Raw genomic sequence first — 25,010 nt, forward strand, 5'->3', positions numbered from 1 at the left:
GCGTATGATGAAACGAATTTTTTTCTGTCTATTATGAAAAAATTGCGAAAAAGGGATTCAATCATTTCCTCTTAACCTAACCGTGATATAATATAGAAAAGAAGCTGGGGGGTAATATTAATGGAAGAAACATTGAAGCAAATACTTAGCGAAATTCAAAAGGTTAATCAAAGAATGGATGGTTTGGATAAACGCTTTGATAGCTTAAATAAAGACATAAAAGAACTTAAAGACGGACAAGAACAACCGAACGGCAGCACAATTAATCATGTTGTTGCTAAACACATCGATGAAAGATTTGATGAATTAAAGGATACTTTAGAAGAGCAGCATAGGGTTATTGATACTTTATTAGTTCGTTCCGTTAAGAATGAAAGTGAAGTAAAGGACTTCAAGCGCATAATAAAAAGTCAATAATGGAATGATTGCGCTCCTTTTTTCGTTTTCCATATAATCGGAAAATGTTGCTTTGGAAGTATGGAAAACTAGTATACAGAAGAAGGTAGTCTTTTAATGAAGAATGATCGTAAATTTTTAATAGCAATATTAACAGTAGTATTCGTTATATTAGCCGCTTGTGGAGACTCATCCGATGAATCAAGTGCTGCGTTGGACGGTCCGTCACACGCGAATCAGAACACGGATGCCGATTCTTCCAATGTAGATTCGAAAGCAAATGATTCCATCGACAATGCGAATACAGGGAATTTAAAAGAGGAATATCTCAAAAAATTAAATGATGCTAAAAAAGAGATGAAAGCGTCACGAAAAGAAGTAGAAGGTAAAACTACATATGCTATGAAAAAAATAGAAGGTGATAGATACGACGTTTGGGATGGATTGTTAAATGAGATTTACGGCGTTCTAAAGAAGCAACTTTCTGCTGAAGAGATGGACCAACTAAGAAAAGAGCAACGTAAATGGTTAGATGACCGAGATGATACTGCAAAAGAGGCATCGCTCAAATATAAAGGCGGTACGATGGAACAATTAGAATATGTCATGGTCCGGAACAATCTTACTAAAGAAAGATGCTTCGAGTTAGTTGAAGATTATATGAAATAATTTTTATTACCCACGACAATTGATTTTTCCAACCTCAGTTGCCTGATGCTTATCAGGCAACATCTTTTTTTCTGTTACCTTGTTTTCTGCCCCTCGCCAGTTCCCCCGTCAGCGGCATTACCGATAGTTATGTGTCTACTCCAGTAAAATACTTTCCGTTTTTAAAGCATCGCACGCTTTTTCGAGTTGTTCTTGCGTATCCGCCTCAATGGTGTGCAAGTGTACACCGCTAGTAAGTTTGGAAAGCAGCGTGGCATCGGTTTGGTGTAACTTTTGCAGAAATGCATCGGCATCAAGCCGGTTTTTTATCATTAGTGAACCGGTCAGATCCCCATAAATGGGATGCTCCACCATGACATTCCGAATTTTAACGCCATGGTCTACCAGTGTATAAAGCTCCGTAGCGGTATCTTCCAGCTGATGGCAGACGGCAATGACTCTTGTAAATGCTGTCGGATTCTTATTGTCTGTATAGTAAACATAGCCGCGTGACGTTGCGATGATCGGTTCTCCCCGCGCTTTCAGTAAAGAAATATCCTGCACAATGGCTTGGCGGCTTACGTTTGTTTTTTCGGCGAGGACTTTACCGGAAAAAGGCTGACTGTCTTGCTTTAACCATGATAGAATCAGATTTCTTCTATCTTCACCAAATACCTTATTCCCATCGACCACATGAACACCCCACTTTTTTCAATTATTATTATACCAAAATGTTGACATTGGTACACGAAAAAACATCTTGCATAATATCGTTATATGTGTAATGATATGTGTAAAGACACATGTAAGGTTCAGGGTTAACTAGACTTTATATGTTCAATCATTCACAAAAGGGGAGATCACATGCGAAAAGACAAAGCGAAAGTTGGTTGGGGAGTTTTGATTGTGTTACTGATTCTATCAGCCTATTTTATTCCTTACAGATTTCTATCAGGGGTTGATGCCTGGTATGGCAGTTTTCTTTTATGGGGGATTGTAGGGATGCTAGTCATTGTCGCAAATATCATGGTTACAAAGGATTGGGGGAAGTAAATTGGGTACAAGTATGGCAGTTTGGGGAATTGGCGTTTATTTTACCTTAGCATTGGTGGTTGCAATATTATCCAGACGTGGTAATCGATCGAATATGGCGGGTTTTTTCCTTGGTGGTCGCAGCATGAATGGAATCTTGTCAGCATTGAGTTATAGCGCGACAACGTTTAGTGCATTCATGATGGTTGGTTTGGCCGGGTTGACGTATCAAGGTGGTGTCGGGGCGCTTGGTTTTGAAATCGTCTATTTTACCGGGGTATCTTTGGTAGCCTTGTTTGGACCCCGATTTTGGCTGGCCGGAAAAAAATACGGATATGTGACCCCATCGGAAATGATTGGCGGGCGGTATGCGAGCAAATCAGCCGCCATTACCACGTCCATCGTCAGCTGTCTGTTTCTTATTCCGTATTGCGCGGTTCAGTTGGCTGGTGTGGGGTACTTATTGCAGGGAATCACCGGTGATGTGCTTCCATTTACGGCGGGTGTTGTGATGGCAACGGTGATGGCCATTTTGTTTTCTTATACAGCGGGCATCCGTTCTGTTGTCTGGACTGATGCACTGCAGGCGGTAATCATGATTCTTACGTCCACACTTGTCGTTTTATTTGTTGTGCAAGGGCTTGGCGGTTTTGGGCAATTCTTTACTGATCTCGAGACAAACCATCCGGGTGCATTGGCGGTTCCGGGTAACGGCTATTTCGATTTTCTAACGTTTCTTGGGCTGACGTTGCCATGGTTTTTCTTTAGTTTGTCCAATCCACAAGTGAGTCAGCGGTTGTTCATGCCCGCATCGTTAAAAGGCTTACGGCAGATGTTGATCGGCTTTCTCATGTTCGGATTCATTTATACGTTTGTATCAGTATTATGGGGATTTTCTGCGCTACAGATGTTCCCGGATTTACAAACGGCGGATTTGGCCACACCGAGACTCCTGTCATCTGAATTAGTCCCGCCGGTGCTCGGTGTAATTGTAATGGTCGGTATCATGGCTGCAGCGGTTTCGACCATCGATTCGATTATGCTGACCTTATCATCGATGGTTTCCCGTGATATTTATGGCAATGCAAGCAAACAGCCGAATGATGCGAAACAATTACGGGTGGCGAAAATCATCATGCCGGTGATTGCGGTGTTGGCGTTTGTGTTTGCCGAACTGCAACTTAATTTAATTGCTGTGCTGTCGGTTGCCGCGTCATCCGGATTGATCGTCGCTGTTCCTGCATTTTTCGGGACATTTTTCTGGAAACGCGGAACCGCTGCCGGTGTCGTCTCCAGTGTATCGCTTGGCGCAGCACTTGTTCTTATTCTGGAACTTTTCGGCAGCAAACCACTAGGGCTGGCTTCAGGTATCTGGGGGCTAGTTGTATCAAGTCTTATCTTTATAGGTGTCAGCCTTGTGACGAAAGCACCGGTGGAAAAAGCCGAGGCATTTACGAACATAACGAAGCGGGCAAAGGAAGGTAATAAACGGGCCGTTAGTTAATTTTACGCGGACCCCATCTAAAAAGAGGATGAGGATAGAAATATGGAATCCGAATGAGCGCACATGTCTCGAGCGGCCGTCTCGAAACCGAAACGGAGCTCATATGTGGCCGAAAGGGTCTTGAGCGGCCGTCTCGAAACCGAAACGGAGCTGATATGCGGCTGAAAGGGTCTTGAGCGGCCGTCTCGAAACCGAAACGGAGCTCATATGTGGCCGAAAGGGTCTTGAGCGGCCGTCTCGAAACCGAAACGGAGCTGATATGCGGTCGAAAGGGTCTCGAGCGGCCGTCTCGAAACCGAAACGGAGCGCATATGTGGTCGAAAAGGTCTTGAGCGGCTGTCTCGAAACCAAAACGGAGCTCACATGCGGTCGAAAAGGTTTCGAGCGGGCGTCTCGAAACCGAAACGGAGCTCACATGCGGTCGAAAAGGTCTCGAGCGGGCGTCTCGAAACCGAAACGGAGCTCATATGTGGCTGAAAGGGTCTTGAGCGGCTGTCTCGAAACCGAAACGGAGCTCAAATGTGGTCGAAAAGGTCTTGAGCGGCCGTCTCGAAACCAAAACGGCTCGGAAAACTGCTGCAAAAATATAATGCAATTGTTCATGAAAAAACCGACTGGTAAGATACGTATGGATGCAACAATGTTGTGACAAACTTCTTTTTAGGCGAAATACATGGTATGATAAGAAAAAAAGATACGCGCTGAAAGGAGTGGACAATCTTTGAAGAAATATTTGGTGATCGGCTTTGTACTGATGATCGTATTGGTAAGTGCGTGTTCAGATAAAGGAGATCAGGATGAGCAGGCGAATGAGGCAAGTACCGGAGATATCCGGGAAACAACCACTTCTGTCGATGACTTGCCAACATTTTTAGATGCGAAGTCCGATGATATGAAAACCCTGTATACAGCAGTGGCAAAAAGTCAGGATTTATTGGAATCCATGCCTTGTTACTGTGGTTGTGGGGAATTTGGCCACACGAGCAACTATGATTGCTTCATTAACCAAAATAATGATGACGGTTCGCTCGTTTGGGATGATCATGCGACGAAATGTCAGGCATGTCTGGATATAGCAGCGGAGTCGATTGTGGAATTCGGTAAAGGTAAATCCATCAAAGACATTCGCCATATGATCGATGAAAAATATCAGGAAGGCGACTATCCGGAACCAACACCGACGCCAGAAGTTTGAAATGACGGACAAAAAGCTTACCACCATCGTGATAAGCTTTTTTCTATCGTGACAGGCGAGAAAACTCCAACCTCGGACGAACACAGGAATTCCCCTCTGTAAGAATAGGCAAGTGGTGGGGAGTTTAAAAGACCTTTTCTTGTTCCTGTTCTTCAATGCCTTTCATGTATTTGATCCGGTTCTGTTTGGAAGCAGCATTCACCTGTTCATCGGCATGGTAAGATGACCTTACTAGCGGGCCGGATTCACAATGGCTAAACCCTTTCTCCAGTGCAATTTGCTTTAGCTCTTCAAATTCATCAGGGTGGTAGTACCGTTCAATATTCAAGTGCTTTTTCGTCGGCTGCAGGTACTGGCCAATCGTCATGATATCTACATTGTGGGCGCGTAAATCATCCATCGCTTCTATGATTTCGTCTTTTGTTTCGCCCAATCCAACCATAATGCTTGATTTGGTCGGTGTATTAGGTGCGATTTCTTTGACACGTTCCAGCAGCTTTAGAGAGCGTTCATATGTAGCAATTGCACGCACCCGTTTCGTCAGTCTGCGAACGGTTTCAATGTTATGGTTAAATATATCCGGCTTGCTATTCATTAACGTATAAAGACTTTCATAATCACCTTTCATATCTGATGGCAAAATTTCAATCGTACACCCTGGATTTTTGCGTCGGATCGCCCGGACGGTTTCCGCAAAAACAGCTGCACCGCCATCATTTAAGTCATCACGTGCAACAGCTGTGATAACCGCGTGCTTGAGCCCCATCATTTCGACGGATTCAGCTACTCGTTCCGGTTCTCCCCAATCCAGTTCACTTGGCCGTCCGGTTGCTACTGCACAAAACCGGCATCCGCGTGTGCATACATTGCCTAAAATCATGAATGTTGCTGTTTGGCGTTCACTCCAGCACTCATGAATATTCGGGCAGCGAGCTTCCTCACAAACCGTATTCAACCGCTTCTCCCGCATTAACTTTTTAAGACCGGTATAAGACTTATTCGTTTTCAAGTCTGTTTTTAACCACTCCGGTTTTCGGATATGCTGGTAGTTTTTAGCCATGTTTCACAGACTCCTTTCGCAATCGATAATAATTCCAATCATCTGTACGATATTTTGTTTCGGCCAAACGATAAACTTCCTCCCACTGCTGGCGTGACAGCTCAAACGGTTGCAAGGTCACATCCAGCCCTGTTTCAAACCCGGCATAAAAGGCATCTTTCATCATATCGTATGTGTGCGTTTTGTTCGTCAATTGATCAATGGTGATCGCCTTTCTGTGAAAAGCATCACGCATTCTTTGCTTTATTGCATTATTAGGGAAAAGAAATAAGTCATAAAGCATTTCGGTATCCATGTCCATGGGGATGGATCCGTGCTGCAGGAGGACCCCTTTATTTCTTGTTTGTGCATTTCCGGATAATTTCTTGCCATCAACCATCATTTCGTAAAAGGCAGCTTTTTCAAAACAGACAGCGGAACGATCGCGTGCTGTTTGTTTATCCGGCATCGCATAATCCACCGTAATACCCAAATTATTAAACCCTTCGACGAGCCCCTTTGACAAAATATAATAGGCTTCTGTGACAGACGCAGGAATACCTGGGTGATCCTCTGAAACAACTATGCTATAAGTTAGCTCATTATCGTGCAAAACTGCACTGCCGCCAGTTAAACGTCGGACAAACTGACAATTATATGTACGCACAGCGCCAAAATCAATTGTCTTATGGGTCTTTTGGAACTGTCCAACTGAAAGCGTCGGTCTGGACCAGCCGTAAAAGCGTAAAGTTGGCGGGATTTTCCCTTCCTTATGCCAATTCAAGAGTGTCTCATCTAATGCCATATTTACCGCTGCATCGAGATAGCCACTATCCAGAAAGTACCATTCTTCATGCAAATCTCACACCCCCCTCATCATTTCTCTCAACCATGTTCAGATTAGCATGACTGAAAATTTATGTAAAGGAATAAGGAATATTTCCATCTTCTGTAAATTTTCTGTCAATGACATTTTCTTTTGATGAGATCCATGTGCGGCCAGCAATTCGGGATGAACGTGGAACCGGCCTAGCTATCTATGCTGGCCTTTTCGGCAAAATAGCAGCAAGGCAGCTGGGGGTATGCTGTCGTCTTTCATCTATTAATGCTAAACGACGCTACTTTTTACGAGTATTCTTCCCAGCGGCTTTTCCCCGTAACCATACACCCACCAACAACAGAATGGGAATAAGCACATGAACGAGAACATCATAAAATGGCCATGTCGTGCCTAACACATGAGCGACTTTCTGTAAATTGGGGGCAGACCAAATGGTCATGATGACTAACAAGAAACCGAGTGGAAAGACCAGCTGCCTATAATCTGATAATTTCAACCATTGCGCCGTACCAATGACAAGGACATAATGGAAGACGGCAATTTTCACAAAGGTACCAGTAACCCAAATCGCCATGACAATAGCTTCAACGTGTTGCAGGAAATCCGCCATACTTATATACCTGACTGCACTCATGACCGGATAATTAAACGTGCTTGTGATATCTCCAAATATAAAAAGCGAAAGTAAATTGGCTAAAAAGAACGTAATCATCGTTACAATCACCGAAAACATTCCCCATTTCAACCCTTTTTGCTGGTTACCTAAAGAGGGCAGGAAGAAAGACAGGAGAAAGAATTGCATAAACCAGCTTGATGCAAGGAAACCGCCTGTTAAGGAGGGACCTATTCCATTTCCCATGATCGGTAGCATATGCTGCGGCTCCAAATCTGGCACAAGCATGATTGCAATGAATAGAAACAAGGCAAAGATTAGTGGTATGAAAATAGTTGCGGTTCTTGACAATACTTCAATTCCACCACGCACAGCAGCTGCACAAACGAATACCATCGTTCCCAGTACAACGAATATGGGTGTTTCCGGAAGAAAATTTCCCACAACGAAGTCACCGTATTCTCTTAATGACAGTGCATTCAGATGCAAATAATAGACGAGAAACAGTAATCCAATCAATTTTCCCGGAATCCGTCCGATAACTTTTTCACTGTATTGGATAATCGTTTGCTTAGGGTAAATGGTATGCAACCGATAAGCAATGAAGACAGTTAGAAAGCCGGCAATGGATCCCCAAATGGGTGCTAACCACATATCTTGTTCGGCGACTCCCCCGGTAATGGCGGGGGCGATTAATACGGCTGTTGACGTGATCGCCAAATAAAGCAAAAACGCCAGTTGTATTGCGCTGATTTTCCCTTTATCCATCATCGCGCGATTCACCTCCTGCATGAAAAGAACTTGGTCGGACGACGATTATGGCTCCAACAGCTTCCCTAAAGGCTTGAAAATCGCCTCAACTAATTGGGTAGGACCCGGCATATCAGGGAAATACACGAGCACAATACCTAGGATGACGCTGCCTGTTGTTAGCACGACGAATACCTTTTTTTCCCTCTTTTGCTCCTTTTCTATTTTCGGCCATTCGTATAAGGTGATAAGAATAGCGACGGCAACAATTCCGAGAACCATTAACCATTTCATTTCTTTTTCTCCTTCTCTTAAGGTACGCCTTGTGGTCCGCTTGATCTGCCGGGTCTTCTTATTTTCGCATCACTTTTTATGACAACTTCTATTTCGGGGAATTTTTCATTCCACTTATCCTTTGCTTGCTTCCATCGTTTCGGATAGTGGCGCTCAAACGTCTCGCCGAATCCAAAAATGTCTGCCTCCATTCCTGTTTGCACCTCGTCGAGCACCAATTGAATACGTTTATCAATTTCTTTTTCCATTTGTTTTTCCAGTTTTTCTATAGTCTTTGGATCCATCATGTCCAATTTGGTTTCGTTTTCGGCAACATCGTCTTCTGTGGTAATCTGAACGGTCATCTTCCATTTTCCGTTTTTGATAGTGGGAATTAATTCCGTACTGGAACGCAGCAATTTAAAGGAAATATAACCTTCCGCATCCTTTGGTTGAATGGTGACGGCAGATAGTTGAATCTGATCAATGATCCACAGTAATCCCCTTGTCACTTTGTCATCGATTTGTCCGGTTAGTTTATTGTTTTTGAAAACTGCCGTGCCATTGACACGTAACCCTTCTCCTAATTTGGATTTACTTTCCGTTATTATTGGTAACGCTGTATCACCTGATGTGCTGGCTAATTGTTGCAGCAAGTCTTTGGTGGTTACATTCAATCCAATTTTAAGCTTTGCCAGTTCCCTTGCAACTTCTGCAGATTCCCCATCCTCGAAGCTTGGAATAACTTTTAAAATATCAGTGGCTTTCCCATCCGTAAAGAATACATTTGCCCGGAGACGTGGGACGGGAAATCGGGCAAAAAAGTCGATATGCTTACGAATGCCTGCTTCAGCCAGCGCCTTGCCGATGATGATCACACGATTATGCCCCTCAAAAAGCCGTCTGGATGTCCTTTCTTGTAATTTGGATCTGGCATCATAGATCGTTTTACCAGTGGCTGTTTTAACAATCACAGGTTTTTCTCCACCTTGTCCGCCACCGCCGTTCATTCCTGCGCCCCCAACCACTTTAGGATTGACGATTTGGGCCGACAGCTCAATCTTGCCATTATCCGTCCTATCAAGCCCCACGCCTACAACAATCGCTAAATCATTGATTTCTGTCCGATCCCAGCAGCCTGACAGAAAAATAGGGATGAAACATAATATGATTGTTAGTAGGCGTTTCTTCGGGTTAAATAAACGTTTCATGTTGTTCACCTTTCAGTGTTACTGCTTTTTTGGAACTTATTGCGCAACTTAGCCGTCAACAGCAAAACAAGGGGAATGACTATTAGAAATAAACAGGCATAAAAGGTCCAGGAAGTATTCGTGAAGTGTGTCAGTTCCTGTGCATTAGAAGCACTCCACATACTGATAGAGACTGATAAAAAGCCAATGGGAAACACAATCGGACGATAATCAGATAAGTGCAGCCATTGCGCCGTACCAATCACAACAACGTAGGAGAAAATACAAATTTTGACAAACATGCCTGTTACCCATATAGCCATGACAATAGATTCCACATGCTGCAGAAATTCAGCTATATTAATATAACGGGCAGCGTCCATAACCGGATAGTTAAATGAAGGGGTAATATCCCCGAACAAGAGAAGCGAGAATAAATTCGTGATAACCAAAGTGACCAAGATAAGCACTGTTGAAATCAGCCCCCATTTTAATCCGTTCTCTTTTTTACGAAGGTAGGGTAAAAGAAAAGAAATAAGAAATAATTCACTAAACCATTGTGAAGGTATAATCGCCCCCACAATCGATGGATTCACACCCTCTTCCATAACAGGGAATATGTTTTTCGGTTCTAACGCCGGAATTAATAATAGAACGATAACAAGAAACAACACGATAAAGACAGGAAAGAAAATCTGGGAACTTCGTGCGATTACCTCCAGCCCGCCGCGTACCGCCAATGCACAGACAAACGCCATGGTCATGATCGTAACAATAATTGGTGTTTGCAAAAGAAAATTCCCAGTGACAAACTCCGCGTAATCCCGTAAAATCATTCCATTCGTATGCAGGACGAAAAAGAGGAAACCAAGTCCGAGCAATTTTCCCGGGAATTTCCCCACAATCTTCTCACTATATTGCACAAATGTTTTCTGCGGGTAATAGTGGTGGAGACGATAGGCAATTATGACAGCAAGATAACCAAATAAAGAAGCCCAGATTGGTGACAGCCACATATCCTGTTTTGCAAATTGGCCTGTCGTAGCCGGCAAGATAAGAATAGCCGTCGCTACAACAGTTGGATAAAGTAAAATGGCCATCTGTACAGCGCTGATCTTTCCTTTTTCTATCATTGTGTTCCACCTCGCTATCGAAAAACGGTTGATTATTCTTTCCCGCGTATCGGACTTGGTTTTTGACTAGGAGACTGACGATATTCATTAGATTCACCGGTAAGGCGAGGTCGCTTATTTAATTTCCACCACGGTGCACGCATCAGTGTATCCTTCATTTCATTAAATTGCATTGGTGCCATCGGACTTAGATAAGGTTCACCAAATGAGCGTAATGTCGCCAAATGCACGATAATCATAATAATGCCAAGCATGATTCCCAGCAGCCCGAGCGTCCCCGCAAGTAATATCATAGGAAAGCGTAGCATGCGAATAGCCGTTGCCGCGGAATAACGGGGAATGGTAAACGAGGCAATCCCTGTTATTGCAACAACGATAACCATTGGAGCAGAAACAATACCTGCCGAAACCGCAGCCTCGCCAATGACGAGTGCTCCAACAATACTCACAGCAGACCCGACTTGATTTGGAAGTCGTACCCCTGCTTCCCGTAACGCCTCAAAAGTGATTTCCATCATTAGTACTTCGACAAGTGCCGGGAAGGGAATCTGTTCGCGTGCTGCTGCCATACTAATTAACAGCGATGTCGGCAGCATTTCCTGGTGATAGGTAAGCACCGCCACATATAACGATGGCAGCAGCAGCGATATGACTAGAAAAAGATACCGAAGCCAGCGAATCGCTGTAGACATTAGGTAACGCCGGTAATAATCTTCCCCCGCCTGTAATAGGGTGTAAAGTGTTGTCGGTACAATGAGGGAAAAGGGAGTACCGTCAATCAATATAGCCACACGTCCATCCAACAGATTGGACGTTACGATATCCGGCCGTTCCGTTGCCAATGTTTGCGGAAAAGGAGAATGAGGGTCATCTTCAATGAATTCTTCAATCACACCACTTTCCAGCACGCCATCTATGTCAATCCGATTCAATCGATTGGTCACTTCCTCGACTAGCGTCTTGTCGACGATCCCCTCCACAAAAGTAACCATAACGTTGGTTTTGGTATAACGGCCTATTTCCATCGATTGCATCTTCAGCTTTGGACTTCTGATTCTACGCCTTAGCATGGAGGTATTGACAGTTAATGTTTCAACAAAGCCTTCTCGTGGGCCTCGTATCATTTTTTCAGCTTCGGGAGATTCCACCGAACGTTTTTCCCATTTGGATAAACCTAAGGAAAATCCCGTTTGACTGTTGTCTGCCAGGACGACAGGTTTCCCGGTGGAAATTGCTTGTATACAATCAGAGAATGTTTTGACAGCTTTTGTTTCAGAAACAGCTACCGTGTTCTTGATTAATTTATCTACTTGTTGCTCCTGATCATTTCCTGTCGCGGTCATAAGTGGCGAAAGTACGCTATCATCGATTTCTTCCGTATTCGATAAACCATCTATGTAAATAAGCAACGCCTGGTGTTTTCCGCCTATGCTAAAAGGATGGAAGACAACATCCGAACAATCCTGGTAAATCGACCGTAGCTGGTTTTCATTATCGGTTATATGATTATATAGTGGGTCTTGCTCCTGTTTCGATTGCTTTAGCGCCGATTGTTTTTTCTTTTTATCCTTTTTACGCCGAATTCGCCACATCATACCACCCCTTCCAAACTCCAGTACCCTTACCATTTTCTGTAACGTCCAAAAGTATACATTTTGGAGAACTTTTTAAAAAGGCTCCGGCAATTGCTATAAGACAAGGCCATGCCGAGCTTTCCAATAGTTTGTGTAATGATTGGAATTTTATTCTTGAACGATAGTAAATGGCATAACAAAAGGATAAACACGCGGCAACCTTGAAAAGCATGCGATTATTGATGATTTGCAGCTAAAGCGTCGATGTTTCGCCGTAAAGCGTTGATAAATGCAGCTAAAGCGTCGATGTTCAGGTGTAAAGCGTTGATGATTGAGGCTAAAGCGTCGATGTTCAGGCATAAAGCGTTGATGTTTGTTGCTAAAGCGTCGATGAATGCAGCTAAAGCGTCGATGTTCAGGCGTAAAGCGTTGATGATTGAGGCTAAAGCGTCGATGTTCAGTCGTAAAGCGTTGATGATTGAGGCTAAAGCGTCGATGTTCAGGCGTAAAGCGTTGATGTTTGTTGCTAAAGCGTCGATGTTCAGTCGTAAAGCGTTGATGTTTGTTGCTAAAGCGTCGATGTTCAGGCATAAAGCGTTGATGTTTGTTGCTAAAGCGTCGATGTTCAGGCGTAAAGCGTTGATGTTTGTTGCTAAAGCGTCGATGTTCAGGCGTAAAGCGTCGATGTTTCGCCGTAAAGCGTTGATGATCCGCCATAAAGCGTCGATGTTCCTAGCTGAGGGGTCTACCATCTCCTAGATAATAAAAAACACCTTCGTCATCTGGAAGGTGTTTCAGGTCTGTTCCTACTAATTGGTGTTGGGGATATGTTCCTGTAAAGATAGCCACATGCGACCGTTCTGTTCTTTTGCTTCAACGGGAAGACGGTAAAACCCTGATAATGTGCTTGCCGACAGCAGATTCTCCGTTTTTCCTTTATCAAAAATAGTTCCTTCACGCAGCAATAACGTATGACTGAAGATCGGCAGGATTTCTTCAATATGATGCGTGACAAACAGAATGGTTGGTGCATCCGGTTGTGCAGCCAGCTGCTGGATGGAGGCGAGCAGTTCTTCACGGGTAATAAAGTCAAGCCCGTTCGTTGGTTCATCCAGGATGAGTAATGCTGGCGAGGCCATGAGTCCACGCGCAATCAGCAGTTTTTGTTTCTCTCCTTGTGAACACGTCTGATACGTGCGACCGTGTAAATGACTGCAGCCAACCTGTTCCATCAGCTGGTGCGCCCGCTCGTAATCCTCGGCAACCGGCTGGTCGTACAGTCCGAATGAAGCAAATTTACCACTGATCACTATTTGTTCAGCAAGATCGGTACCCCTGATCCTTTCCTGCAGTGAGGAACTGACCCAGCCAATCGCTTTTCGCAGCTCGCGAATATCTGTCTTGCCAAATGTTTTGCCAAGGACACGGATTGTTCCGGCTGTCGGCCAAATATATCCATTCACCATGTTTAACAGCGTCGTTTTTCCGGAGCCATTTAACCCGAGAATCGCCCAATGCTGCCCGCTGGTAACTTGCCAGTCGATATTATGTAAGATGGTTTCTCCTTGTCTTTTCCATGAAACATTTTGGAAATCGATCACATTCGTCATCCGGTTTTCCTCCTTCTGTATTAACTCTTTTTCTATTGCTTTGTATTGTTTCGATGCATGGTCGTGTTTGTTAATTATAGCAAATTACTATTATTCTGTAATCTATATAGTGTAGGTGGTCCGAAAATAAATCATCCCTCATGTGCCGTTAGCCAGCGCTGAGGGATGATTGGGCTCAAAAAATCTATTGGAAGTGTTCCATGTAGCAGTATGGATCGGCTTTTAATATGGTATGTCTTCGTTGTTTATCATACCAGCGTTTAGGGTAAAGGAGTGCTAACTGTCCGTATCCCCGTCACGGTACACGCCTGTAACGGCCTCATACAATATGTTGACACCGTTCATTAACGCGTCATGATGAAAGATCATGTCCGGGTGGTGGAGGCCTGGTTTAAGGTCACACCCAAGGCCGAGCATGGTCGCTTTTAAGGTCGGGCGCTTGATAGTGTAAAAATGAAAGTCGTCGCCGCCTGGTGTCACGAGCGGTGGATGCACATGGTCGTCGCCGAGTACGCGTGCTGCAGCATGTTCCATAATCTGAATGGCTTCATCGTTGACGGCTGCTGCCGGAATGTATTCCGTGTCCGTGATCGTGATGGTCACCCCATAGAGACGTTCCATCGTCTGAAATATTTCCTGTACCTTTTGCGTCATCTCATCCATCGTCTGATTATCCTGTGCGCGCATATCCACCGCGAACGAAGCGTTACCCGGAATGATATTGGTACTCTTGCCCCCGGCGGTGATGTTGGTCATTTTTACCGAATGGGGGACGCGCGGATTAAGATGAATGCTGTTAAGCTGACCTACGATGGCCGATGCCACTTCAATCGCGTTAGCAGTCAAATGCGGCCGGGCCGCGTGGGCATCGTGGCCGCTGACTTCTACCTTATACGTGGTATTGGACCCGTGGACAATGACCGGCGCTGCGTGATTCATTCCCGTTTCCTCAGCCGGGCGGAGGTGGACACCGAATAAATAATCGACATCATCGACCACGCCTTTTTCGACCATTTTTAACGCGCCCGCCCCTAGTTCCTCAGCAGGCTGAAAAATAAATTTCAAGGCTACCTTATTTTTCAGCGCTGGATCGGTTGTTATTTTCCATACCAAGCCAAGCACCATCGCCATATGGGCGTCGTGTCCACATGAATGGTTTGCTTGAAATTTTCCGTCCACTTCCTGCCATAACGCGTCCATGTCGGCACGGATGGCGACGACTGGCAGGTTGCTGTCGAAATTGCCGTATGTACCGACCACGCCTGTGCAGTCTGCAAACGTTGTCACGGCGCACCCTTGTTCCTGTAAAATAGACGCAATATAGGCTGTCGTTTCTGTTTCTTCCCAGCTGATTTCAGCGTGCTGATGCAAATGGTGAAACGTATCTTTTACACGATTCTGCAAATCCGACATCACTTCTTTACCGCCTTTCATTAGTGCCTTCCGTTCTTTTTTGATAGGTTACTTCATACGTCCCGTCACTAGCCTGGATGGAGGTCCCACGGTAGCCGGCTTCAAGCAAATGCTGCTGTGCGTCTGTATCCTCCATGCTGACAATTTTTACATCAGTTGGGGACGGCTTTTCGTCCGACAAAAGATTCGGAAGAGGACATACCGCAGTTTTCCGTTATATTTTTCTTTTAATGCAACGATTTCCATGCCGAGTGCGAGCTTATCCTTTAGGCTGGGAATGTTGAATGGGGCAACGGTTGCTGCCACGTACGGAAACCGTGTTGCATCTACATGCGCCATGACCAAGTGGCCCATATACGTCTGCAAGCCATTTCCCTGATACCTAGGGTGGACGACGGAAACCTCGGAATAGATCATTTTCGAAAGATCCTCTTCTCCGAGACCAGCATCCGTCCCAAGGTGCTCCGGATCATCGGTGGGGGGGACGAACATAGCGCGAAATGCAATTAAATCGTCACCAATAAATGTCCCGATCATAAACCCGTTACCGGATAAAATAGATGAAAATTCCTCTCGTGTAAGGGATTGCAGCTGTTCCGGATTTTCCAGGGATGCTGCCACGGCAGACTGGAGCTGCAAAATGGTTGTAAGATCAGTACTGGCAAGCATTCGGACATGAAATGGCTCACCAGTTGTCTTCAATTCGCCTTCTGTAAGCATAGGTGTTTCCATCATGAGGTAACCTCCTCTGAATAAACGGTTAGATCATTAAGGATGGCTTCGTCGATATCTACACCAAGGCCCGGACGTGTATTCAATTGGATAAACGGCACGTCATAATGCAGGTTGCCAATATCCCGGGAAAATTTGAGCGGTCCGGTGAGCTCGACACTTGTGATCATTTTTTTGGAAAAAGCCACATGAAATCCTGCCGCCGAGCCAATGGACGACTCGACCATGGAACCGACTTGGCAGTCCATACCGGCCATTTCAGCCATGGCTGCTAGTTTGGCAGCCGGATACATGCCGCCGCACTTCATCAGCTTGATATTCACTTTATCAGCAGCCCGTTTGGCAATAATCTCCCGCATCTCCTTAAAGCCGGTGAGCGCTTCATCCGCCATGATCGGCACTGTCGCCTTGGCTTTCACCTCACGAAGGGCATCGATATCTGACGCTAGAACCGGTTGCTCCAGCCAGTCCAGGGATACGTTGTTCAAATCATTTAGCGCTTGTAAGGCTGCAGCGGATGACTGCCAGCCCTGATTCACATCGACCCGGATTTTTGCTTGACGGCCGACACGATCATGAACCGCTTTGATTCGGTCCACATCATCCTGTCTATCGTAGCCCACTTTCAATTTAAACGATGTATACCCTTTAGCCACATGCTTCTCCGCCTTGTCGGCCATCATTTCCGGGGTGTCAATGCTGAGCACATGGGTGATCGGAAATCGGTCATGGAAACGGCCGCCAAGCAGGGAATAAGCTGGTACCCCAAGTGCTTTTCCGGCAATATCGAAGCATGCGATGTCCAGTGCAGCCTTGGCGGTTGGGGCGCCGAGAATCGCCCGGTCCATGATGGTATGCACTCTTTCCTGGTTGAACGGATTTTCACCAATAAGCAGGGGGGCAAGTGTTTTCGTAATCACCTGGTAAACACTTTCTACCAATTCGCCTGTTACATGTTCATCCGCAACACCTTCTCCATAGCCTGTCCAGCCATCATCTGTTGTCACTTTTACAATGACTGATGGCATCTTATCGTACGAAACGTAACTAATGGTAAACGGTTCGATTAATGGCAGTTCAATGACAAAAGCTTCAATGGCTGTTATTTTCATAGAAATCTCCTTTTGTAGTTGTTGTTGGTTATTGTGCTGATTCTATTTTTCTATTAGTTTCATTTTGATTGGCATTTTTCATTTTTGCAATCGTAAGCCCGGTAAAGGCATAGAACAGTGCAATCAGCGGAACGGAAAAATTTAAGATAGCGTAGGGTGCATAGGCAAAAGCATGGACACCTAATGTTCCGTAAATGAATACACCACACGTATTCCAAGGTACAAAAACACTCGTTAAGGTTCCGCCGTCCTCCAGTGAGCGGGAGAGGGTTTTTGATTGCAATCCCTTTTCCTTGTAAACACTAGCAAACATGCGTGATGGAACGACGATAGAAATATATTGTTCGGAACACGTGGCATTTGTTAAAAAGCATGCTCCGATGGTTGAAGCGATTAGGGAGCCTGTCCTTTTAACCACCTTCAGCAGCTGATCCATCATCGCCTGTAACATGCCGGAGTATTCCAGAATACCGCCAAACGTCATGGCGACAATGGTCATCGAAACGGTATACATCATCGACATTAAACCGCCACGATTGAATAATTCAGAAACCATTTCATTGGATGTATCGATGGTATATCCGTTTTGCAACACAGCTAACGCATTGGAAATCGTATCTCCTTGTACGATAATTTCAGAAAAGAATCCCATAACCACCCCTACAGCTATAGCCGGAATGGCCGGAACCCTTAGGGCCACCAGTAAAATAACGGTCAATGGCACTAACAGGAGGTAGGGAGAAATGACGAAATTGGCTTGCATATCCGCCATCATCTGACTGATTCCTCCCTTCTCAATCTTTCCGGATCCAAAGTTCCTTCCCAAAAAGAAAAACACAATCAGGGCAATAATCAAGCCGGGTATTGTCGTGTAAAACATATACTTGATGTGATCGAATAAGTCTGTATTTGTCAGTCCTGAAGCTAGGTTTGTCGTGTCTGAAAGCGGTGACATTTTATCGCCAAAATAAGAGCCGGAAATAACTGCCCCCGCTACCATTGGTGCAGGAATCCCCATACTCATGCCAATTCCCATGCCGGCCACACCGATTGTCCCCATTGTCGCCCAGGAACTACCCACGGTCAGCGCTACAAGTCCACAAATAATGATGATTGTTACCAAAAATAGGGAAGGGGAGATGATTTTCAACCCGTAATAAATCATTGTCGCAACAATGCCGCCTCCTACCCAGGCACCAATCGTCAAACCAACCATCATGATGATAATCACCGCGGGAAGCGCAAGGCGAATGCCGCGAAACATCATTTCCTCTATTTCTGTCCATGCATAGCCGTTTTTCCAAGCGACAAGTGCCGCAACAGTTGTTCCGACGATTAACGGAATATGGGGCTCCCCTTTGAATACAACAATTGTCAGTACCATTGCCGTAATCATGATTGCCAGTGGCAGAACTGCCCACCAAACCGGTATATGTCGTTTCTTAATATCAACACTCATTATGTTGCCCTCCCCCAATATGATGTAATTTTCAGAGATAATATACGAGGTTAATTTTGCAGTAAAAATCGAAAATTGTCAATAAAATTTATTATTGGAATGGGAAATTGGGTGTGTCGATTGCCTTTATTAATTAAGGGCTAGGCACGGAGACAATGATAGGGGGAAAGATGTCAAACACAAAAAGAGAGCTGAAGCGCCCTCTTTTTTAGTGTTTTCGTTATTTAGATCAATTTTGACTGCGAATCGTGAAAAACGTCTTGTTACTGTTGTAATTTACCTGCCACATATCCACCGTCAACAGGGATGGTGACACCACTAATTTGTCTGGCCAAGTCAGAACATAAGAACGTCACTGCATTTCCCTGGTCTTCAGGTGTCGACATTTCACCGGCTGGAAGGGATTCCAAAACGCCATTATATTGTTCGGGTGCTCTTTCCGCCCATTTTTCTATCGCGGGTGTCATTGTTGCACCCGGAGCGATGGAATTAATTCGAATGCCTTGTTTCCCATATTCCAGGGCGACAGATTTCGTTAATCCAACGATCCCGTGTTTGGATGCGGTATATGGTGTCATATTCGGGGAACCTTCTACTCCAGCACCGGACGCTGTATTAACGATTGCGCCACCACCAGTTTTCAGCATCGCATTCACTTCATGTTTAATGCTATAGAAAGTCCCATATAACGTAACTTTTAATGTTTTATCCCAGTCATTTGAATCCAATTCTCCAATTTTCTTTTGACCGGCATTGATACCAGCGTTATTATGGGCAAAATCCAACTTTCCAAAAGCCGCAACTGTTTCATCGACTAGAGCTTTTACTTGTTCCTCATCACTCACGTCACACTTGAAGAACTTGGCTTCCCCTCCATTTTCCGTTATGATTCTTACCGTTTCCTTTCCTGCTTCTTCGTCAACATCAGAAACCATTACTTTGGCCCCGGCTTTAGCTAAAGCAACAGCACTTCCTCTGCCAATGCCTGACCCCGATGCTGTTACTAAACCAGCTTTACCAGTCAGTAGTTGTGTCATATAAACACTCCTTGCGTATTTTGTTAGGCCTCATATTTATTTTACGCTTTACTGTTCTGTTATCAAAGTTGTTTGCGTGCCAGGCACCAAGAAAGTTGCTTGCGTTTTCCAATAGATTATTTTTGCGGAGTAGTTTATAATGAGGTTAGTAGATTATGAAGCAAAGGGGAGGGTGTTGGAGTGACGAATGAACAAAATGATCAAATCATGCAAGCCATCAAGGAGCTGCATGATCAAATGAATGACGGCTTTGCAAAGGTAGACAAACGATTTGAAGAAGTGGACAAACGGTTTGAAGAAATAGATAAACGATTTGAAGAAGTAGACAAACGATTTGATCACTTCCGAGCGGAGATGAATTCAAGATTTGATGAAGTGGATAAGCGATTTGATGTAATGGATGAAAGGGTAAATAAATTGCAGGACAGTATGAATCTGCTCGCTAGGAAAAACTTCGAAAACGAAACCGAAATTTACAGAATTAAAAAGGCAATCGGTCAGCAATGAAATGAACGCAGTCCAAATGGGCTGCTTTTTTGTTTAAAAAGAAAATATACATTCTGTCAGACTAGAAATAACCACCCTAACCTGGTGAGTGAGGGTGGTTACAGGATTCATTAGCTGCCTATAGAGGGGTGTAATTTTCTTACCATATTAATAACCTACTTCCACCACTGCGTTGACGATATACATAAAGTCATTTTTATCCTGCTGATCCTCCAGATAAATCCCGCTGGTCGTGGCCATACCACCATTCATTACTTCCACAGTGACTGTCCCGTACGGAATGAGTGCTTTGATCATTTCTTCATCCAGCTGATCATGGTCTTTAGGAATGGCAAGTTTCACATGGACTTGCATATTGTCCAGGCTTTGGTCCGGAAGCATTTTTCGCACACCGGGCATGGAATTATAGTGAATCGCATTGGTTACAGCCCGTTTTGATGCTACGTTAACGTCCTGACCATGCACGTCAATCCCCATACCTGTTTCAATGAATAGAATGTCTTTCATGTGATTTTCCTCCTTGCTGTATCGATAGTGTTTGGCGTATTCATTAAATGATGTGATGTACCACGCTTATAACCAATTGTAGCTGTTCTTGGCTTGTAATGCTAGTGTGTTGATGTATTGGGGATCAGGCACGAGGTCGCGCTAGTTTGGGGCTATGTCGCGCGTCTTTCTCGAATATCGCGCGAGTTTTTCCTAGCTGGCGATGCCGATACGGGAAGAAAGTCAATGATGTGATCGGACAAGCCGGCTGAATGATAATTTACTAGTTTCGTCTTGCACATTCCTTATTTTCGGGTATAATAGAATCGTTTGGAACTTGTGTCCAAACCGTGGTTCGAAACCATCCCACGATAAAAAACTAAGGAGTGATTTATATGAATACGAAAACACTAGCTGCCAATGCGCTGGTGGCCGCTGCTTATGTCGCCGTGTCATTGGTCGCCGCCCCGATTGCCTTCTCGAACATTCAATTTCGCATTCCGGAGATTTTTAACCATCTCGTTGTCTTCAACAAAAAATATTTTTTCGGAATTGTACTGGGTGTCCTCTTAACCAATTTATTTTCACCAACGGGTGTTTACGATTTGGTCTTTGGCGTCGCGCACTCTGCCGTATCGCTTGGGATTGTCATACTCGTGGGCAAGTTTATTAAACATACATGGACGCTGCTCGTGATAAACACGATGGTATTTACGTTCAATATGTTTATTATCGCATTCGAGCTTTATCTTGCTCTCGATTTGCCATTTTTCTTGACATGGCTGACGACCGCTTTAGGTGAATTAGGCATCATGGCCGTCGGAATGCCGATTATGTATGTACTGAATAAGAAATTGAATTTCCATCAGCTTATGGGAAAAAATTAATGTTGCTATACCATATCGAAAAAGTGTCCCAAGGCTACATGCTTTTGGGGCACTTTTTTGTTATGCCACCAATGGTAGGTTCGACCAATCCGAAGTAAAATGAAAGAAAGTGCTTAATTTTACTTCGGTATCTGTGATTGGCCGTTTTGTCTCAACGACCGCTCAAAAGAACAGTAATGCTGCAATCATGGTAACGAACAGACCAATGGAGACGGGGATGAAGCTTTTTCGGACCAAGTCAATAACGGATACTTTTGCAAAGCCAGCAATAGCAATGATTGGTGACCAGGCAATAAGTGTACCACCGCCTACCCAGATAGCACCGATTTGGCCGATGGAAGCGAGGGTTGTTGGATCCAGTCCTGTTGTTGCGGCCAGTGCTTCGGAAAGCGAACCGATTAGTGGCAAGGCGGAAAATCCAGAACCGTCAAGACCGGAGACCATCCCTAAAATTAACACGCCCAATGCGGTGAAAAAGGCGTTATCTGGAATATACGCCTGGCTTTCCTGCACTAAGTCAAATAGGAACGAAGGTGTCGTATCCGGGTCTGTACCGAAAATCTGACCTGCCAGTTCTCCGCTTCCGATGAAGAAAAAGGCGGCAACAGGGATCACCAGCCCCATGACTTTAAAGGCAAATACGAAACCGTTGACGATATGATCGCTCACTTCCTGCAATGTTTGTTTGTAGTTGCGGAACAGGGACATGACAATAATTAAGAGAATCGCTGTACCGCCAACAAGGGAAGAACCTGCCCCTTCATCAATAGCCGGTATGACATCAGAGAATGTTGCGATAACGACGTAGGTGACGATGACTAAAAAGATAAATGGAACGAGAAAAGCGAATACGGGACTGTATTTACCCTTTTTAATGTTGGTGTCATCTTCCCTAATGTTTAAATCATTATCGCCACTATTTTCCCATTCAGTAAGGTTTTGTTTTGCTGGTTTTCTCATAGATTTGCGAACCATGACATAAGCAATGCCTAACGAAATCGCCCCGGCAATCAAAGACAAAATGAGTGTCTGCTCCCCGATTGCACCAGCTGCAAGGACACCACTGCCAGAAGCGGTTAATTCAGGTGCAACTTTTAAAATGAAATCGGACGACAAAGCCATTCCGTGGCCAGCAAGCGAAATTGCAATCGCCGCTCCGATTGGCGAGAGCCCGGCTTGGATAGCTACCGGAATTAACAGTGCACCAATGAGTGGGGCAGCTGGCGCCGGCCAGAAGAATAGGGATAAAAAGTACGTAACGACGACAAGCACCCAATAAGCTAATGGTCCGTTTTTCATGACCTTTTGGAGCGGCTGAATCATCTGCTCATCCGCGCCAATCGACTGAATCGAGCGCAAAAGAGCCGTCATAACGGCAATGATTAAAAAGATGTTGAACAGTTCAGACGCCGCCGTCAAGTTTGCATTGAAAATAGCTTGAATACCGTCCAGGAAAGATCCGGTAAACGACCAAGCAACGAAAAAACTCATCACTAACGCTGGAACAACAACGTTTTGTCTGAATAACATCGTTAAAATTATGAGCAACGTCCCGACTAAATACAACCAATGTGCCAATGTTAGTTCCATGGTTACCCATTTCCCCTTTACTGAGAACTACGGAAATACATGAATATTTTATGTAGCATTTGGGCGGATGTGATGGTTTTCAAGTGATGGCCGTTTCAAAAGCATGTTTTTCCAGCTTTGTCCGAAAGAAGGGGGCAAGGCTTTTAGAACGAATCTCTTCATCACGTCCTGCCTTTTTAATGAGGTGCACTTTTTTGTATACCCCTTTCGATATAATGAGTCTAGAAAACTTTGAAGGGGGAAGAGAAATAATGAAACGTTTCGCTATCATGGTGTTCATGGTATTGGTGTTAATTCTGGCGGCTTGTCAAGCAGAGGGTACTGACAATGAAGCTGGCAGTCAGGAACCGGATGCTGCTGAAGCAGAAGAAAGCAGCGATGGTGGGGTATCCGCCACGAAAGGTACGATTAAGCAAGCGGAATTTGATAAAGTATTTTCTGATCCAAAAGCGTACAAAGGCTATGAAGTGACGTTCACGGGAAAGGTATTTGTCCAGCCGGAGCGCGATAACGATGGAACCTATTTACAAGTGTTCGCTGATCCGGAAAACGCGGAGCAAAACGTCATTGTCGGTGTGGAGGACCCAGACTTGGATGTATCCAGCGAAGATTATATTCGTGTATCAGGGGTAATCCGGGATGAGTTTACTGGCGAAAATGCCTTTGGTGCCGAATTAAAGGCCCTGGTTGTGGGTGCAGATACGGTGGAAGTCGTGGATTATGTAACCGCCGTCTCTCCAGCGATGGAGACCATACAGGTCGATCAAAGCCAGGACCAGCACGGGTATGTCATGCATGTGGATAAAGTTGAGATTGCCGACAATATGACCCGCGTCTATGTGAAAATCACGAACAACACAGATAAGGAGATTTCTTTTTACAGTTTTAATTCCAGATTATTAATTGGCAACAAACAACTGGAGGAAGAGCAGGTCTATGATAGTGGTCTACCGGAAGTGCAATCCAGTATCCTGCCAGGTATGGAAACAGAAGGAGTGATCACGTTCCCGGCGGTTGATCCATCGACGGAAACGATGACCTTTCATGCCGAGGGGTCCTCAGAAAATTATGATCTTAATTTCAAACCATTTACCTTTGATATCGGGAAGTAGACATAGCCGGGGGATGCTTTCTCCCGGTTATTGGGTTAACGAAAAAAGATTCAGTTACCTAAGTAGGTCTTTTTAATCCCCTCAATCTTGACATCCGCACAAGCAACTCGTCCGTTGTTTAAATATGATAATGTATCAGCACGCTTTTATATGCTCGAAAAGTGCAAAGAAAGGGGGAGTTCAAGTTGACCAAAAAACAAAATCGCCCCTGTGGAGAGTGTGCGAAGAAAAACTTATTGGACGGAAATAGAAATGACTGCAGGCCGTGTGGGTGCTGCTGTAGGTGTTGCAAGCAAAGCAAAGAAAACGTTAACAATTGTCCCGTCAATACCTTTAATCCCACGTTTAATCCTTCTATTACAGTTAATGTGACCCCGGAACAGACACCAACACCTTCTATCGGTTTGGAAACTGCCCAATACATTGCCTTGGCTAGTGAAGGCAAAAAGGTATATACAAACCAAGATGCATTGAAACAATACGGAAGCAGCGATATTCTTCATCCTGACCATGTTTCCTATATCAATTTGTTTATAAATGGCGTTTTACAACCTCCATCCATCTACCATGTGGAGGAAGGTGTTCTTTATTTAAAATCGGATGATCTTCCCCCAATTGACGCTCCAATTAATCTTTTGTTTGTCATTGTGAAAAATTAAACCTTTCTAAATGCCCCAGTATGATCATTTAAAATTGATATGTGTTCCAGGGATCCTCTGAAACTAAGCCTCAAACTTAAAATAATTGTCCTTTTTCATTAAAAATGCCTGGCAAGAAATGCATGAACCTATTCATCTAGTTACTTGTTGGTTTTCGACCATTGGCTGACTCCTGTCCAAGCATTGGCAATGACCGACTCATAAGGTAATAGTAGCTT

At 44.5% G+C, this 25,010-nt stretch carries 27 protein-coding genes and 1 riboswitch; of the genes, 10 read left to right on the forward strand and 17 right to left on the reverse strand.

Features of this window, described 5'->3' with window-relative positions; all coding sequences use genetic code 11:
• Nucleotides 1-120: 120 nt before the first annotated feature.
• Both FFL34_RS14845 and FFL34_RS14850 read left to right on the forward strand, forming a co-directional pair.
• Entirely contained in the window at nt 121-417 is a 297-nt protein-coding gene (locus FFL34_RS14845) for a hypothetical protein (protein ID WP_138604117.1), read from the forward strand.
• A gap of 96 nt (nt 418-513) precedes the next feature.
• Nucleotides 514-1,065: a lysozyme inhibitor LprI family protein gene (locus tag FFL34_RS14850; protein WP_138604118.1), complete on the forward strand. Its 552-nt coding sequence runs from the start codon at nt 514-516 to the stop codon at nt 1,063-1,065.
• Between the two features lie 135 nt (nt 1,066-1,200).
• On the opposite strand, the gene FFL34_RS14855 is transcribed toward FFL34_RS14850, so the two are convergent.
• On the reverse strand, nt 1,201-1,737 hold the full coding sequence (locus FFL34_RS14855; protein ID WP_138604119.1) for a transcription repressor NadR: 537 nt from the start codon (nt 1,735-1,737) through the stop codon (nt 1,201-1,203).
• A 171-nt stretch (nt 1,738-1,908) separates the two neighbouring features.
• Here FFL34_RS14855 and FFL34_RS14860 point away from each other — a divergent pair, with 171 nt between their 5' ends.
• The 3 genes from FFL34_RS14860 (at nt 1,909) to FFL34_RS14870 (ending at nt 4,775) form a co-directional block, all read left to right on the forward strand.
• The gene (locus tag FFL34_RS14860) at nt 1,909-2,097 is read left to right on the forward strand and encodes a hypothetical protein (protein ID WP_138604120.1); all 189 of its coding nucleotides are present in this window, start codon (nt 1,909-1,911) and stop codon (nt 2,095-2,097) included.
• Nucleotide 2,098: 1 nt separating this feature from the next.
• Entirely contained in the window at nt 2,099-3,580 is a 1,482-nt protein-coding gene (locus tag FFL34_RS14865; protein ID WP_138604121.1) for a sodium:solute symporter family protein, read from the forward strand.
• Nucleotides 3,581-4,334: 754 nt separating this feature from the next.
• A complete protein-coding gene (locus FFL34_RS14870) occupies nt 4,335-4,775 on the forward strand; it encodes a PCYCGC motif-containing (lipo)protein (RefSeq protein WP_138604766.1) in 441 nt (146 codons plus the stop codon).
• 124 nt (nt 4,776-4,899) lie between these two features.
• Here the strand turns inward: FFL34_RS14870 and lipA are convergent, their stop codons facing one another.
• The 7 genes from lipA to FFL34_RS14905 form a co-directional block, all read right to left on the reverse strand.
• Nucleotides 4,900-5,835, reverse strand: coding sequence for a lipoyl synthase (gene lipA / locus FFL34_RS14875; protein WP_138604122.1), 936 nt, complete (start codon nt 5,833-5,835; stop codon nt 4,900-4,902).
• Entirely contained in the window at nt 5,828-6,673 is an 846-nt protein-coding gene (locus FFL34_RS14880; RefSeq protein ID WP_325053278.1) for a lipoate--protein ligase family protein, read from the reverse strand. Before FFL34_RS14880 ends, lipA begins: the two co-directional genes overlap by 8 nt.
• A gap of 259 nt (nt 6,674-6,932) precedes the next feature.
• Nucleotides 6,933-8,039: a GerAB/ArcD/ProY family transporter gene (locus tag FFL34_RS14885; protein ID WP_171046399.1), complete on the reverse strand. Its 1,107-nt coding sequence runs from the start codon at nt 8,037-8,039 to the stop codon at nt 6,933-6,935.
• Nucleotides 8,040-8,084: 45 nt separating this feature from the next.
• Nucleotides 8,085-8,312, reverse strand: a complete 228-nt coding sequence (locus FFL34_RS14890) for a hypothetical protein (RefSeq protein WP_138604123.1) — start codon at nt 8,310-8,312, stop codon at nt 8,085-8,087.
• Nucleotides 8,313-8,329: 17 nt separating this feature from the next.
• Nucleotides 8,330-9,502: a Ger(x)C family spore germination protein gene (locus tag FFL34_RS14895; RefSeq protein ID WP_138604124.1), complete on the reverse strand. Its 1,173-nt coding sequence runs from the start codon at nt 9,500-9,502 to the stop codon at nt 8,330-8,332.
• 5 nt (nt 9,503-9,507) lie between these two features.
• Nucleotides 9,508-10,614 carry a GerAB/ArcD/ProY family transporter gene (locus tag FFL34_RS14900; protein WP_171046400.1) on the reverse strand — a complete coding sequence of 369 codons (1,107 nt, stop codon included), beginning with the start codon at nt 10,612-10,614 and terminating at the stop codon, nt 9,508-9,510.
• Nucleotides 10,615-10,646: 32 nt separating this feature from the next.
• Entirely contained in the window at nt 10,647-12,209 is a 1,563-nt protein-coding gene (locus FFL34_RS14905) for a spore germination protein (protein WP_138604125.1), read from the reverse strand.
• 306 nt (nt 12,210-12,515) lie between these two features.
• Here FFL34_RS14905 and FFL34_RS18355 point away from each other — a divergent pair, with 306 nt between their 5' ends.
• Nucleotides 12,516-12,947 carry a hypothetical protein gene (locus FFL34_RS18355; RefSeq protein ID WP_234031518.1) on the forward strand — a complete coding sequence of 144 codons (432 nt, stop codon included), beginning with the start codon at nt 12,516-12,518 and terminating at the stop codon, nt 12,945-12,947.
• A 50-nt stretch (nt 12,948-12,997) separates the two neighbouring features.
• Here the strand turns inward: FFL34_RS18355 and FFL34_RS14915 are convergent, their stop codons facing one another.
• From FFL34_RS14915 to FFL34_RS14940, 7 genes are all read right to left on the reverse strand, one after another.
• Entirely contained in the window at nt 12,998-13,798 is an 801-nt protein-coding gene (locus FFL34_RS14915) for an ABC transporter ATP-binding protein (protein WP_138604126.1), read from the reverse strand.
• A gap of 276 nt (nt 13,799-14,074) precedes the next feature.
• Nucleotides 14,075-15,232, reverse strand: coding sequence for a M20 peptidase aminoacylase family protein (locus FFL34_RS14920; protein ID WP_234031519.1), 1,158 nt, complete (start codon nt 15,230-15,232; stop codon nt 14,075-14,077).
• Nucleotides 15,219-15,347, reverse strand: a complete 129-nt coding sequence (locus tag FFL34_RS18960) for a hypothetical protein (RefSeq protein ID WP_325053279.1) — start codon at nt 15,345-15,347, stop codon at nt 15,219-15,221. Before FFL34_RS18960 ends, FFL34_RS14920 begins: the two co-directional genes overlap by 14 nt.
• An 11-nt stretch (nt 15,348-15,358) precedes the next feature.
• Nucleotides 15,359-15,946 (reverse strand): GNAT family N-acetyltransferase, encoded by a 588-nt coding sequence (locus FFL34_RS14925; protein WP_325053280.1) that lies wholly within the window; start codon nt 15,944-15,946, stop codon nt 15,359-15,361.
• The gene (locus FFL34_RS14930; RefSeq protein WP_138604127.1) at nt 15,943-17,055 is read right to left on the reverse strand and encodes a mandelate racemase/muconate lactonizing enzyme family protein; all 1,113 of its coding nucleotides are present in this window, start codon (nt 17,053-17,055) and stop codon (nt 15,943-15,945) included. The genes FFL34_RS14925 and FFL34_RS14930 overlap by 4 nt, the downstream gene beginning before the upstream one ends.
• Before the next feature lie 28 nt (nt 17,056-17,083).
• Complete coding sequence (gene nhaC / locus FFL34_RS14935) at nt 17,084-18,514, reverse strand: Na+/H+ antiporter NhaC (RefSeq protein WP_138604128.1); 1,431 nt, start codon at nt 18,512-18,514, stop codon at nt 17,084-17,086.
• A gap of 263 nt (nt 18,515-18,777) precedes the next feature.
• Nucleotides 18,778-19,551 carry an SDR family NAD(P)-dependent oxidoreductase gene (locus FFL34_RS14940; protein WP_138604129.1) on the reverse strand — a complete coding sequence of 258 codons (774 nt, stop codon included), beginning with the start codon at nt 19,549-19,551 and terminating at the stop codon, nt 18,778-18,780.
• A gap of 180 nt (nt 19,552-19,731) precedes the next feature.
• Here FFL34_RS14940 and FFL34_RS14945 point away from each other — a divergent pair, with 180 nt between their 5' ends.
• The gene (locus FFL34_RS14945; protein ID WP_138604130.1) at nt 19,732-20,058 is read left to right on the forward strand and encodes a hemagglutinin; all 327 of its coding nucleotides are present in this window, start codon (nt 19,732-19,734) and stop codon (nt 20,056-20,058) included.
• Between the two features lie 147 nt (nt 20,059-20,205).
• Here FFL34_RS14945 and FFL34_RS14950 read toward each other — a convergent pair whose 3' ends face one another.
• Nucleotides 20,206-20,565 (reverse strand): Lin0512 family protein, encoded by a 360-nt coding sequence (locus tag FFL34_RS14950; protein WP_138604131.1) that lies wholly within the window; start codon nt 20,563-20,565, stop codon nt 20,206-20,208.
• Between the two features lie 323 nt (nt 20,566-20,888).
• A riboswitch (PreQ1 riboswitch) is annotated at nt 20,889-20,933 on the forward strand.
• 6 nt (nt 20,934-20,939) lie between these two features.
• Between FFL34_RS14950 and FFL34_RS14955 the strand changes: the two genes are divergently transcribed.
• Nucleotides 20,940-21,431: a QueT transporter family protein gene (locus FFL34_RS14955; RefSeq protein ID WP_138604132.1), complete on the forward strand. Its 492-nt coding sequence runs from the start codon at nt 20,940-20,942 to the stop codon at nt 21,429-21,431.
• Nucleotides 21,432-21,593: 162 nt separating this feature from the next.
• Here FFL34_RS14955 and FFL34_RS14960 read toward each other — a convergent pair whose 3' ends face one another.
• Entirely contained in the window at nt 21,594-23,021 is a 1,428-nt protein-coding gene (locus tag FFL34_RS14960; RefSeq protein ID WP_138604133.1) for a hypothetical protein, read from the reverse strand.
• A 251-nt stretch (nt 23,022-23,272) separates the two neighbouring features.
• Between FFL34_RS14960 and FFL34_RS14965 the strand changes: the two genes are divergently transcribed.
• Both FFL34_RS14965 and FFL34_RS14970 read left to right on the forward strand, forming a co-directional pair.
• Nucleotides 23,273-24,133 (forward strand): DUF4352 domain-containing protein, encoded by an 861-nt coding sequence (locus FFL34_RS14965; RefSeq protein WP_138604134.1) that lies wholly within the window; start codon nt 23,273-23,275, stop codon nt 24,131-24,133.
• A 185-nt stretch (nt 24,134-24,318) separates the two neighbouring features.
• On the forward strand, nt 24,319-24,792 hold the full coding sequence (locus FFL34_RS14970; protein WP_181955021.1) for a DUF4183 domain-containing protein: 474 nt from the start codon (nt 24,319-24,321) through the stop codon (nt 24,790-24,792).
• Nucleotides 24,793-25,010: the final 218 nt, after the last annotated feature.

The organism is Lentibacillus cibarius, from assembly GCF_005887555.1.
Lineage (GTDB): Bacteria > Bacillota > Bacilli > Bacillales > Amphibacillaceae > Lentibacillus > Lentibacillus cibarius.

Bases quoted from the DNA above. Each gene is read 5' to 3' on its own strand.
- FFL34_RS14845 (WP_138604117.1), top strand. From the start codon at position 121: ATGGAAGAAACATTGAAGCAAATACTTAGCGAAATTCAAAAGGTTAAT.
- FFL34_RS14850 (WP_138604118.1), top strand. From the start codon at position 514: ATGAAGAATGATCGTAAATTTTTAATAGCAATATTAACAGTAGTATTC.
- FFL34_RS14860 (WP_138604120.1), top strand. From the start codon at position 1,909: ATGCGAAAAGACAAAGCGAAAGTTGGTTGGGGAGTTTTGATTGTGTTA.
- FFL34_RS14870 (WP_138604766.1), top strand. From the start codon at position 4,335: ATGATCGTATTGGTAAGTGCGTGTTCAGATAAAGGAGATCAGGATGAG.
- lipA (WP_138604122.1), bottom strand. From the start codon at position 5,835: ATGGCTAAAAACTACCAGCATATCCGAAAACCGGAGTGGTTAAAAACA.
- FFL34_RS14885 (WP_171046399.1), bottom strand. From the start codon at position 8,039: ATGATGGATAAAGGGAAAATCAGCGCAATACAACTGGCGTTTTTGCTT.
- FFL34_RS14890 (WP_138604123.1), bottom strand. From the start codon at position 8,312: ATGAAATGGTTAATGGTTCTCGGAATTGTTGCCGTCGCTATTCTTATC.
- FFL34_RS14895 (WP_138604124.1), bottom strand. From the start codon at position 9,502: ATGAAACGTTTATTTAACCCGAAGAAACGCCTACTAACAATCATATTA.
- FFL34_RS14900 (WP_171046400.1), bottom strand. From the start codon at position 10,614: ATGATAGAAAAAGGAAAGATCAGCGCTGTACAGATGGCCATTTTACTT.
- FFL34_RS14905 (WP_138604125.1), bottom strand. From the start codon at position 12,209: ATGATGTGGCGAATTCGGCGTAAAAAGGATAAAAAGAAAAAACAATCG.
- FFL34_RS18355 (WP_234031518.1), top strand. From the start codon at position 12,516: ATGATTGAGGCTAAAGCGTCGATGTTCAGGCATAAAGCGTTGATGTTT.
- FFL34_RS14915 (WP_138604126.1), bottom strand. From the start codon at position 13,798: ATGACGAATGTGATCGATTTCCAAAATGTTTCATGGAAAAGACAAGGA.
- FFL34_RS14920 (WP_234031519.1), bottom strand. From the start codon at position 15,232: ATGAAAGGCGGTAAAGAAGTGATGTCGGATTTGCAGAATCGTGTAAAA.
- FFL34_RS18960 (WP_325053279.1), bottom strand. From the start codon at position 15,347: ATGGAGGATACAGACGCACAGCAGCATTTGCTTGAAGCCGGCTACCGT.
- FFL34_RS14925 (WP_325053280.1), bottom strand. From the start codon at position 15,946: ATGATGGAAACACCTATGCTTACAGAAGGCGAATTGAAGACAACTGGT.
- FFL34_RS14930 (WP_138604127.1), bottom strand. From the start codon at position 17,055: ATGAAAATAACAGCCATTGAAGCTTTTGTCATTGAACTGCCATTAATC.
- nhaC (WP_138604128.1), bottom strand. From the start codon at position 18,514: ATGAGTGTTGATATTAAGAAACGACATATACCGGTTTGGTGGGCAGTT.
- FFL34_RS14940 (WP_138604129.1), bottom strand. From the start codon at position 19,551: ATGACACAACTACTGACTGGTAAAGCTGGTTTAGTAACAGCATCGGGG.
- FFL34_RS14950 (WP_138604131.1), bottom strand. From the start codon at position 20,565: ATGAAAGACATTCTATTCATTGAAACAGGTATGGGGATTGACGTGCAT.
- FFL34_RS14955 (WP_138604132.1), top strand. From the start codon at position 20,940: ATGAATACGAAAACACTAGCTGCCAATGCGCTGGTGGCCGCTGCTTAT.
- FFL34_RS14960 (WP_138604133.1), bottom strand. From the start codon at position 23,021: ATGGAACTAACATTGGCACATTGGTTGTATTTAGTCGGGACGTTGCTC.
- FFL34_RS14965 (WP_138604134.1), top strand. From the start codon at position 23,273: ATGAAACGTTTCGCTATCATGGTGTTCATGGTATTGGTGTTAATTCTG.